The sequence below is a fragment of the Pseudomonas sp. PS01301 genome (assembly GCF_029960215.1).
Taxonomy (GTDB): Bacteria; Pseudomonadota; Gammaproteobacteria; order Pseudomonadales; family Pseudomonadaceae; genus Aquipseudomonas; species Aquipseudomonas coleopterorum.
Genome location: NZ_JASCPM010000007.1, coordinates 66,737 through 77,343 on the forward strand (window position 1 = coordinate 66,737; position 10,607 = coordinate 77,343).

Sequence of the window (10,607 nt, forward strand, 5' to 3'; positions counted from 1 at the left end):
CGTGTCTGCGCCGGTCCGCGAAATCCGCCTGTCGCTGCCCCATATCGAGCTGGCCGCCCAGGTCTACGGACCCGAAGACGGCAGACCGGTGCTGGCGCTGCATGGCTGGCTGGACAACGCCAACAGCTTCGCCCGCCTGGCGCCGAAGCTGACCGGGCTGCGCATCGTCGCCCTCGACCTGGCCGGGCATGGTTACTCCGGGCATCGCCCGATCGGCGCCGGTTATGCCCTGTGGGACTACGCCCACGACGTGCTGCAGGCGGCTGACCAGCTTGGATGGCAGCGCTTTTCCTTGATGGGGCACTCGCTGGGCGGGATCGTCGCCACCTTGCTCGCGAGCGCCATGCCCGAGCGAATAGAGCGCCTGGCGCTGATCGACGGTGTGGTGCCGCCGCTCGGTGCTGCCGAGGAGGGGCCACTGCGCCTCGGCGAAGCCCTGCAGGCGCAACAGGCGTTGGCTCATAAGCGCAAATCTGTGTATCCCGACATCGACCGGGCGGTGTCAGCGCGCAGGCATGGGCGTATCGCCGTCAGCCACGAGGCGGCCGAGTTGTTGGCGGCGCGAGGGCTTGAAGTCGTGGCCGGTGGATTCAGCTGGCGCAGCGACAGTCGCCTGACCCTACCGTCGCCGGTCCGCCTGAGCGAAGAGCAGGCACTGGCGTACGTGCAGGGGATTCGCTGCCCCAGCCTGTTGATCCTCGCACAGGAGGGCCTGCTGGTGAACAATACCGCGCTGCTGGCCCGGTTGGGGCTCCCTGTGCAGCAGTTGCCCGGAGGCCATCACCTGCACCTGAATGACGACACCGGGGCCGAGCTTGTCGCAGACTGTTTCAATCGCTTTTTTGCGATACCTTGACTTGCAGCGGTCAACTGCCGAGGCTTGTCAGGTTGAAACAGGAGAAGACCCCCGATGGAACTCGCTGCTACGCTCGTCTACGGCCCTTTGGCCCTTCACGCCCTGCTGCCCTCATGAACGCCCCCAAGCGGCTGCTGCCGGTACTCGCCGGTTTGCTGTGCACCGCAGCGCTGAGTACCGCCGCGTTTGCGGCCCAGGTGCCGGGGCCGGTCGACGCCAAGGTCGTCGACCAGCGCCCTGCGGTCGACAAGGAACGCATCTATCCGTTGGGGTCGCTGCGCAAGATCAGCGGCAAGCTGCGCATGGATGGCCAGGTCAACGCCAAGGGACAGGTCAGTTCCACCACCTACGAGCTTCCAGAAACCCAGACGGCGGGTCAGGCGTTCACCGACGCACGCGAGGCCTTGCAGCAGGGTGGGGCGCATACGCTGTACTGGTGCCAGGCGCGCGACTGTGGGGAAAGCAGCTTGTGGGTCAACGATGTCTTCGACGGCGCACGGCTGTCGGGGGCCGACGATCAGCAGGCGTTCGTGCTGCTGCGCCAGGCCGCTCCGGACGACAACACCCTGACCGCCCTCTACGCCATCACCCGCGGTAACCGTCGCGCCTATCTCCACGTCGAAACCTTCGTCGCCGATGCGCCGCTGGGTACCTTGCTGCCTACGCCGGCCACGGTGCTGCACGAACTGCGCAGCACCGGCGATCTCGACTATCCCGCCCTTGGCGAAACCCCCGACGACACCTGGGTGGCCTTGCTGGCCCGCAGTCTGCAACTCGACAGCTCGATTCGCGCGAGCGTTTCCGGCGTCTCGCCTGCCTCGGCGGCCGCCTGGCGCGATGCCCTGGTAGCCAAGGGCGTACGCGCGGCCCGCCTGGAAACCGGTAGCGAGAGCGTCAAGGGGCTGCACCTGGAAATCATTCGTTGAGCCTGTTTCGGCCTTTGGAGCCTGAATGCTGAGTAACGACCGCCTGCTGGTACAGATCGTCTTGCTGGCCTTGCTCGGTGCCTGCCTTTGGGTATTGGCGCCGTTCTGCTCGGCGTTGCTGTGGGGGGCGATCCTGGCCTATGCCAGTTGGCCGCTGATGCGTCTGCTGACCCGCTGGCTCAACGGCCGCGAGTCGCTGGCCGCGGGCATTCTCACCGGCTGCTGGATGTTGCTGGTGGTCTTGCCGCTGGTGTGGCTGGGTTTCAACCTGGCCGACCATGTGCGTGATGCGACGGCCTTCATCCGTGATGTCCAGGTCGATGGGCTACCCGATGCGCCCGATTGGCTGGCGGGCATTCCTCTGGTCGGTGGCAGCCTGGTCGGCCTGTGGAACACCCTCGACGAGCAAGGCGCGGCGCTTCTGGCCAGCGTGCGGCCGTACCTGGGGCAGGTCGGCAACTTTTTGCTGGCCCGCAGCGCGCAGATCGGTGGCGGAATTCTCGAACTTACCCTGAGTCTGGTCTTCGTGTTCTTTTTCTATCGCGACGGGCCGCGGATGGCGGCCTTCGTGCTCAGGCTACTGGAACGGCTGATCGGCGAACGTGCTGGGTACTACATCGACCTGGTGGCCGCCACGGTGCAACGGGTGGTCAACGGGGTGATCGGCACCGCCGCCGCTCAGGCGATCCTGGCCTTGATCGGCTTTCTCATTGCCGGTGTGCCGGGGGCCCTGGTGCTTGGCATCGTCACCTTCCTGCTCAGCCTGATTCCCATGGGACCGCCACTGGCCTGGATTCCAGCCACGGCCTGGCTGGTGTGGCATGGCGACTATGGCTATGCGATTTTCCTCGGCATCTGGGGGACCTTCGTCATCAGTGGCGTGGACAACGTGCTCAAGCCCTACCTGATCAGTCGCGGCGGCAACCTGCCCCTGGTGATCGTGCTGCTGGGGGTGTTCGGCGGGCTGCTGGCGTTCGGCTTCATCGGCCTGTTCATCGGCCCCACCTTGCTGGCAGTGGCCTACAGCCTGTTGCATGACTGGACCCACACCGAACACAAACCGCTCTAGGCTCTGTGCGAAAAGCCTTGATACTCGGTGATGCTGCGTTGAAAACAGCCTCGGAATGCTCATTTACAACCCGTATACTCCGCTTCCTCGGCTGTTTTCGCCTTGCCTGACCTTCGTCTCAAGACTTTTCCCACAGACCCTAGATCCTCACCCTGTGGGGGTCATTTTGGATACAGCGGCGGCAACCCGGCGTTTTCGGCTGCAGGATCCAGGGCCGGGCCGCTGCGCAGGATACTGCCGATCGCGCGCCACAGTTCCTCGCCTTGCCAATACTGGCCGCTTTCACTGTAGAGCGCTCCATTGAGTCCATCCAGGGCGTCGGACAGCGGCACGAAGCGCGCCGCCATGTCGGCCAGTGTCTCCGGTTGCTGGCGCGCCCAGGCGTCCAGGGCCTGACGAGTGGCCTGAGGGTCATTGGCCTGGCACGCGCGCTTGAGGTCATCGAGCAAGGTGCGTGGACTCGGTCCGCTTTGCGCTGTGCGCAGCACCGCCGGCTGTCCCCGGGCCCGCCACCACAGTGCAAAGCCAATCATCGTGGTGAACAGCAGCATCACGCTGGCCAGTTTCCAAGGCCAGGCCTCGTCCGGTTCGGCATCGCCGTTGCCGACCGGCGCATCGACCATCAGGCCGGCGTTGCCGGCGACCTCCAGGCTGCGCGCCGGCAGAGCGGTACGCTCCAGATGGTCTTCGTGGGTATTCCACCAGACCACCTCGACGCTCGGTAATTGCAGGGTGCCGCTGCGTGCGGGTACCAACGCTTCACGCTCCTGGCGGCTGCCGGTCAGGCCTCGCTCATCGGTCCGATTGCTCAGCTGGGGCTGATCCGGGTAGCGGCGCAGGCCTTCCACCTGGGTATCCGGCAGGTCCGGCAACTGCGCGCTGGAAAGGCCTTCGGCCTTGACCTCCAGCGTACGGGTCAGGGAGTCGCCGACCTGGCTGCTGGGCGGATCGGGGTTCCAGCTTTCAGTCAGGCTCAAGCTGCGTGCCGGCAACCAGGGCACATCGGCAGGGTAGGCAGCAGGGACACCGTTCACGGTCAACGACATCGGTGCGGACGTCACCCGGATCTGCTTGCCTGGCTGCGGCGCGTTGTTGCCGCTCTCGCCCGGTGCGGCCTGTTCGACCGTGGTGGCGGTGAACACCAGCGCCGGAATCGACACCTCGCCACTGCGTTGCGGATAAATGGCATAGCGCGTCTCGATGACGCCGTGGCGGACACCGTTGATGATCTTCTCGAACGTTCGCGACCCACCCAGCGGCTCGACGCGTGCATCGGCCAACTGCAGCGGCGTCAGGTTGCTGTCGTCGTACAGCGGCACCGAGTGATAGATGCGCACGGTCAACACCGCCTGGGCCTGCACATAGACACTGTCGCCATCCAGGCTGGCATCGATGAACACTGGCGCCATGTTCGCCCGCGGCGGCTGGTCACTGTGCAGCACCTGCAAGAGGATCGGCTGGCTGCGCAGTTCGCCCAGTTGCAGGGGGGCGATGGTCACGCTGCCGGTCTGGCGCGGAAGCAGGGTGATAATCCAGCGGGTCGTGGCCTGGTGGTCGCCATCCAGGCTGGTGAGGCGGTTGACCTGACGTGTGTCGCGCACCTCGAACGGACCTTCGAGCGGCGTCAGATCGGGCTTGCCGAACTGCGTGACATCGTTGGTTTCCAGGGTCAGCTCGACCGTTTCCCCCGAGTTGAGCCGCGAGCGATCGACGCTGGCTACTAACGTGGCGGCCTGCGCCCATTGGGCCAGCACGGCCAGGGTTGCACTGATGCAGAGGGCACTGAGGCGACTCATCGAATCTTGTCCTGATGCTGTTGCTGTTCGTACCAGAATTTACGCCGCAACAGTTCGGCCGGATCGTCCGGAATCTGCCGCAACCATTGCTCCAGTGCCTGGCGTTGCTCGGCATCCAGGCTGGTCTGGGCCGGGCGTGGCGGTGGTCGGGTCGTGGAATCGTCGTCTGGCGGTTGGGTCGGTGGCGAGGATTGTGCCTGATTCTGATCCCCCCCGGTTTGCCCGGCAGGGCTTTCCTGACCACTCTGGGTCTCGGTGTCCTGGGCGTGCTCGTCGGCCGTGGCGGACGAATTCGGCTCCTGCCCGTCTGGCGCCGTGGCGCCCGGTGCCTGCGGTTTGTCGGGGGGGCTGGCTGAAGTTGGAGGAGGCTCGGTCGGCGCCTGGCGCAGCAACTGTTCCACCAGCGCACGGTTTTCCAGTGCTGGCCGCAGGTCCGCCTGACGCTCCAGGGCCTGGTCGTAGGCGTCCAGCGCCGCTTCCAGCTCGCCGCTGCGGGCCAGGGCATTGCCGCGGTTGTAGTGGTCACGGGCGCTGTCGCCCTGAGCGAAACGCTCGGCGGCCGCCTCGTAGTCGCCGGCCTCGTACAGCGCCATGCCTTGCCACTGCGCATCGGTAAAACGCCGCGCGGCCTGGGCCGGACGCTGCTGTTCGAGCAAGGCCTGCCCTTGCTGATCACGGCGTAGCCAAAGGTCCTGGAACTCGAAGGCATAGCCGGGCTGCGGCGCCATCATCAAGCACAGCGGCAGGCAGAACAGCCAGCCGCGACGGCCAGCAAGGGCGGCTAGAAACAGCAGGGGCAGCAGCAACCAGTGACCTTGATCGGCCCAGCTGTCCAGCTGTTGCGTGGTGCCATTGCTGCGCAACACTGCTGGGCGATCGAACAGTCCGAGGTTGCGCAGATCCAGGTCATCCATACGTGCCTGGCGGTACAGGCCGCCGACGTCGGCGGCGAAGCTGCGCAGCCCGGCCCCGTCGAGGCGGGACAGGCGGATCGCACCTTGTTCGTCTTTGAGGAAGTCGCCGTTTTCCTGCTTCACCGGCGCACCGTCGCGGGTGCCGATCCCCAGGATCAACAACTGTGGCGAGTGGTTGTCCAGACGCTGGGCAATACCCCTGCGCTCTGCTTCGGACAATTGCGACGTCAGCAGCAGGATGCGTCCCTGGCCCTGTTCGGCCTGGTCGAGTAGCTCGAGGGCTCGTTGTACGCCGAGGTCGGCGCGCTGGCCTTCGACCGGCATGATCGAAGGCTTGATCGCCTCCAGCAGGTTGCGGCTGGTGCCCAGGTCGTCGGACAGCGGCACCAGCACGTGGGCGCTGCCGGCGTAGACGATGAGGGCCGTCTGCGCATCGCGACGTGCGTTGAGCAGGTCCAGCAGCTTGCGCCGGGCCTGTTCCAGGCGATTGGGCGCCACGTCGGTGGCAAGCATTTCGGGATTCAGCGCCAGGACCACCACCAGCGGGTCGACGACCGTCCGGCCGGGCTGCTCGATGCGCTGCCAGCTGGGGCCCAACAGAGCTACGCCCGTCAGCAGCCAGGCCAGGCCCAGCACGATCCACGGCGCCTTGCTCTGGCGGCCGCTGCCACCGCCCAGCAAGACCGCGTGAAAATGGCGCGGCAGCAGCAATTGCCAGCGCCCGGCGCGTTTCTGCCGGTGCCACAGTTGCCAGAGTAGCCAGGCCAGCGCAGGCCAGGCCAGCAGCCACCAGGGCCGGAACCAGTGCGGCCACGCCTCGATCATTTGCGCCTCCGCAACTGCAGCCGCTCCAGGCGCTCGCGCCACTGCGGTGCGGTCGGCAGAAACCGGCGCTGGCGCAGAAACCGTTGCAGCGGATTGTTCGGCCAGTTTTCGCGCACCACCAGCAATACGCTGAGCAGCAACGCCGCGCTCAACGGCCAGATGTACAGGGCCTGCGCCGGACGGGCCTGGGTGGGCTGCTGGTCGACCGGTTCCAGCGTATCCAGGCTGGCGCCGATGGCCTGCAGCTGGTCGCCGTCGCGGGCACGGAAGTACTGACCGCCGGTGATCTGCGCGATCTCTCGCAGGCTCGGCTCGTCCAGATCCAGGCTGGGGTTGAGGCCGAGCATGCTCAGCGCGCCATCGGCGCTGGGGTCGGCGCCGATGCCGATGGTATGGATGCGCACATGCTCCTGAGCCGCCAGGCGCGCTGCCGTGATGGGGTGGATCTGACCGCCGTTGTTGGCGCCGTCGGTGACCAGAATCAATACCCGGCTCTGCGCCGGGCGCTGGCGCAGGCGCTTGAGCGCCAGGCCGATCGCATCGCCAATCGCGGTGTTCTTGCCGGCGATGCCGATGCGCGCTTCGTCCAGCCATCTACGCACCGTGCGTCGATCGAAGGTCAGCGGCGCCTGCACATAGGCCTTGCTGCCGAAGAGGATCAAGCCGACCCGATCGCCCTGGCGATGTTCGAGAAAGTCGCCCAGCAGGCGCTGGACCAGCTCCAGCCGGCTGACGTCCTCGTTCTGCCAGCGCATGTCGGGGTAATCCATGGAACCTGACACATCCACCGCTACCAGCAGGTCGCGACCGCTGGCCGCTATGGGCAGGGGATCACCCAGCCACTGCGGACGTGCCGCGGCGATCAGCAGCAACAGCCACAGCAGTACGTAGGGTGCCTGTTGCGGCCAGGTCGGCAGGCTGATCCGTGCACGGCGACCGGCCAGCCCTTCGAGTTCATCGAGAAAGCTGACCTTGAGCGCCGCCTCGCCGCTGTCGGCTGGCGGCAACAGCACGCGCAGCACCCAGGGCAGCGGCAGCAGGGCGAAGACCCACAGCCAGGCAAACTCAAACATGCTTGCGTATCCAGGTTTCGACCGACTGCTGCAGGCCGGCGATGGCCTTGTCGTCAAGCTTGCATTCGGGTTTGTAGACCCCTTCCACCAGCACCATCCAGCGCGTGAGGCCGGCGGCGGGGCAGCGGTTGTCGAGAAATGCCAGCCACTGGCGGCCATTGAGCACATGGCTGTTGGCGTTCGGATAATGGTTGCGGCACAGGCGCTTGAGCAGCCCGTTGATCTGCTGCAACCAGGCGCCTGCGGGGGCGCCGTCGTAGGGTCTGGGCAGGCGCGCCAGCTCTTCCAGCGCGCCTTGGCGCACAGGATCCAGAGGTTGCTCGGCTGCAACAGGCAGCACGACCTTGCGCCGCCAGCGGTGACGCCAGTGCCAGCCGGCCCATGCCAGCGCCGGCAGGAGCACCGCGAGCAGCCACCAGCCAGGCGCCGGTGGCCAGAGGCCGATCGGCGGCGGTGCGATCAGGGGCTGCAGTTGCTCGAGCGTGCTCATTTGAGTTTGCCCGGCCGTTGCGGATTGAGGTACTCACGCAGCTGCTCGATCATTTCGCTTTGAGTGCTCAGAGGCATCAGCAGCACGCGCAGTTTCTGCGCCAGGCGTTCCCACCGAGCGATGCGCGCCTCGCTCAGGGCGCGATAGGCCAGGCGCATGTCCGGATTCAGCGTATCGATGTCCATCTGCCTGCCCCGCTGGGCGAAACGCAACAGCCCGGCGGCCGGCAGCGCATGGTCGAGCGGGTCGGAGACTGGCAGCAACAGCAGGTCGCAATGACGCGAGAGCAAACTGAGCTGCTGCTCGGCGCCATCGGTGAGCGCCCGTTCGTCACAGATGACGATGGCCAAACTGCCAGGGCGCAGTACCTCCCGTGCCCGGCGCAGGGCCATGCCCAGCGCGTCCTTCTCCGGCAACGCTTCGGTGTGCAGTGATTGATTCACATGGACCAGACGGTTGAGCAGCTGCAGCAGGCTCTGCTTGCTGCGCCGGGGCTTGATTTCATAGTGCTCGCCATCGCCGAACACCAGCCCGCCGACCCGGTCGTTATGCCCCAGCGCCGCCCAGCCGATCAGGGCGGCCGCCTGGGCCGCGAGCACTGACTTGAACATCTGCCCGGAGCCGAAGAACAACCGTCGGCTCTGTTCGACAAGAATGAAGATCGGCCGCTCGCGCTCCTCATGGAACAGCTTGGTGTGCGGCTCCTGGGTGCGTGCGGTGACGCGCCAGTCGATGCTGCGCACATCGTCGCCGGCCTGATAAACCCGCACCTGGTCGAAATCCACACCGCGTCCGCGCAGCTTGGAATGATGCAAGCCGATCAACGGGCTGCGCTGGGCCGGGGTGGAGAACAACTGCACCTCGCGCACCCGATGGCGCATTTCGATCAGCTCGGCCAGGCTGATGCGAATGCCAGGCTCTGGCCTCGGCTCCTGGCTCATGGGCTCAGGCGACGGCCACGACGTCGAGGATGCGCTGGATCACGCGATCCTGGTCGACACCGGCGGCTTCTGCCTCGAACGACAGGATGATGCGGTGGCGCAGGACGTCGAAGAGCACGGCCTGGATGTCCTCGGGGCTGACGAAGTCACGTCCTGCGAGCCAGGCGTGGGCCCGTGCGCAACGGTCCAGCGAGATGGACCCGCGCGGGCTGGCGCCGTAGGCCAGCCACTCGCCGAGTTCGGCGTCGAACTTGCTCGGGGTGCGCGTCGCCATGACCAGTTGCACCAGGTATTCCTCCACCGCGTCGGCCATGTACAGCCCGAGGATCTCTTTGCGCGCAGCGAAAATCGCCTGCTGACTGACCCGCCGCTCCGGCTTGGTTTCGCCATTGAGCGCCTCGCCCCGGGCCTGCTGCAGAATGCGCCGCTCGACGGCTGCATCCGGAAAGCCGATCTTGACATGCATCAGGAACCGGTCCAGCTGTGCCTCGGGCAGGGGATAGGTGCCTTCCTGCTCGATCGGGTTCTGCGTGGCCATCACCAGGAACAGGGGCGACAGGTCGTAGGTGCTGCGCCCGACACTCACTTGGCGCTCGGCCATGGCCTCGAGCAGCGCCGACTGGACCTTGGCCGGCGCCCGGTTGATCTCGTCGGCGAGCACCAGGTTATGAAAGATCGGACCCTGCTGGAACACGAAGCTGCCGGTTTCAGGTCGATAGATCTCGGTGCCGGTGATGTCGGCGGGCAGCAGGTCCGGAGTGAACTGGATGCGATGGAATTGCGCTTCGACGCCTTCGGCCAGTTCCTTGATCGCTTTGGTCTTGGCCAGCCCCGGCGCGCCCTCGACCAGCATGTGACCGTCTGCCAGCAGCACGATCAGCAGGCGCTCGACCAGTTTCTCCTGGCCAAGGATCTGCGTGGAAAGAAAGGTTCGCAGCGCGATCAGCGCTTCACGATGTTCCATCGTTGACGGTTCCTGAAGAAGGGACCGAGTACGCGGGTGAGGGCGTCTTGGCCGGGGGCAGCTACTTTAATGCATTGGGGGGTAGGAGAGGAATCGGCGTGTTCGACCGGGCACCTCTGAGTCCCGTAGGAGCGGCCAGTGGCCGCGAACAAGCTTGCACGGCCACAGAGATCGGTTGGGTCGGGCGGCCATTTCGCGGCCACTGGCCGCTCCTACACGTATGCAGATAGACAGGGCTGCGGAGAGCGAGGTCAGTTGATTTCCAATGTCCCGACACCCGCCAGCAAAATCCTCAACGTCTCCCCGATCTCCGCCAGTTCCGCCGCATCGCTGGCATGCTCGATTTCCAGCAGATCATCGCCACCGAACACATCGGCATCTGCAGCGGCCACCTCCACCAACAGGCGGTTGGCGCTCAGGGTCACCTTGAGGTCACGCAGCAGGTAAGGCTCTTCGCCGAGGGTGATTTCCAGCTCTTCTTCGTCCGGAAAACGCGTCATCAGAAACATTTCCCCTTCGCTGCCATGGCAGCAGAGCAGGGCCATGTCGTCTTCTTCTTCGTCGCGAGGGTTGGCCATCAGCAAAGAGGCGGTCATGCGCATGCGGGAGGTCCCATTGTAGGAAAGTGGCGCGATTATACCGGTAAAGCTGCGAGGTGGCTGGAACGCCCGTGCCAGCGGGCTCGTACGATAACTCCTGCATGACCGAATATGTCGCCGCACCGCAAGAGTGCATGCCGGGCTCTGGGTAAGC

The 10,607-nt window shown here is 65.7% G+C and carries 10 protein-coding genes; 3 read left to right on the forward strand and 7 right to left on the reverse strand.

What is annotated here, in order from left to right:
* Position 1: 1 nt before the first annotated feature.
* The 3 genes from QMX89_RS05555 (at position 2) to QMX89_RS05565 (ending at position 2,851) form a co-directional block, all read left to right on the forward strand.
* Complete coding sequence (locus tag QMX89_RS05555; protein ID WP_282347338.1) at positions 2-856, forward strand: alpha/beta hydrolase; 855 nt, start codon at positions 2-4, stop codon at positions 854-856.
* A 113-nt stretch (positions 857-969) separates the two neighbouring features.
* Positions 970-1,782: a DUF4892 domain-containing protein gene (locus QMX89_RS05560; protein ID WP_282347339.1), complete on the forward strand. Its 813-nt coding sequence runs from the start codon at positions 970-972 to the stop codon at positions 1,780-1,782.
* Positions 1,783-1,807: 25 nt separating this feature from the next.
* On the forward strand, positions 1,808-2,851 hold the full coding sequence (locus QMX89_RS05565; protein ID WP_049861005.1) for an AI-2E family transporter: 1,044 nt from the start codon (positions 1,808-1,810) through the stop codon (positions 2,849-2,851).
* Positions 2,852-3,012: 161 nt separating this feature from the next.
* On the opposite strand, the gene QMX89_RS05570 is transcribed toward QMX89_RS05565, so the two are convergent.
* The 7 genes from QMX89_RS05570 to QMX89_RS05600 form a co-directional block, all read right to left on the reverse strand.
* Positions 3,013-4,647 (reverse strand): BatD family protein, encoded by a 1,635-nt coding sequence (locus QMX89_RS05570; RefSeq protein WP_282347340.1) that lies wholly within the window; start codon positions 4,645-4,647, stop codon positions 3,013-3,015.
* Positions 4,644-6,386 (reverse strand): VWA domain-containing protein, encoded by a 1,743-nt coding sequence (locus QMX89_RS05575; RefSeq protein WP_282347341.1) that lies wholly within the window; start codon positions 6,384-6,386, stop codon positions 4,644-4,646. Before QMX89_RS05575 ends, QMX89_RS05570 begins: the two co-directional genes overlap by 4 nt.
* Positions 6,383-7,459 (reverse strand): VWA domain-containing protein, encoded by a 1,077-nt coding sequence (locus QMX89_RS05580; protein ID WP_049861002.1) that lies wholly within the window; start codon positions 7,457-7,459, stop codon positions 6,383-6,385. Before QMX89_RS05580 ends, QMX89_RS05575 begins: the two co-directional genes overlap by 4 nt.
* Positions 7,452-7,949, reverse strand: a complete 498-nt coding sequence (locus QMX89_RS05585) for a DUF4381 domain-containing protein (RefSeq protein WP_282347342.1) — start codon at positions 7,947-7,949, stop codon at positions 7,452-7,454. Before QMX89_RS05585 ends, QMX89_RS05580 begins: the two co-directional genes overlap by 8 nt.
* Positions 7,946-8,890: a DUF58 domain-containing protein gene (locus tag QMX89_RS05590; RefSeq protein WP_049861000.1), complete on the reverse strand. Its 945-nt coding sequence runs from the start codon at positions 8,888-8,890 to the stop codon at positions 7,946-7,948. The genes QMX89_RS05585 and QMX89_RS05590 overlap by 4 nt, the downstream gene beginning before the upstream one ends.
* A gap of 4 nt (positions 8,891-8,894) precedes the next feature.
* A complete protein-coding gene (locus tag QMX89_RS05595; RefSeq protein WP_043187645.1) occupies positions 8,895-9,854 on the reverse strand; it encodes a MoxR family ATPase in 960 nt (319 codons plus the stop codon).
* Positions 9,855-10,105: 251 nt separating this feature from the next.
* Positions 10,106-10,456 (reverse strand): hypothetical protein, encoded by a 351-nt coding sequence (locus tag QMX89_RS05600; RefSeq protein ID WP_122741716.1) that lies wholly within the window; start codon positions 10,454-10,456, stop codon positions 10,106-10,108.
* Between the last annotated feature and the right edge of the window lie 151 nt (positions 10,457-10,607).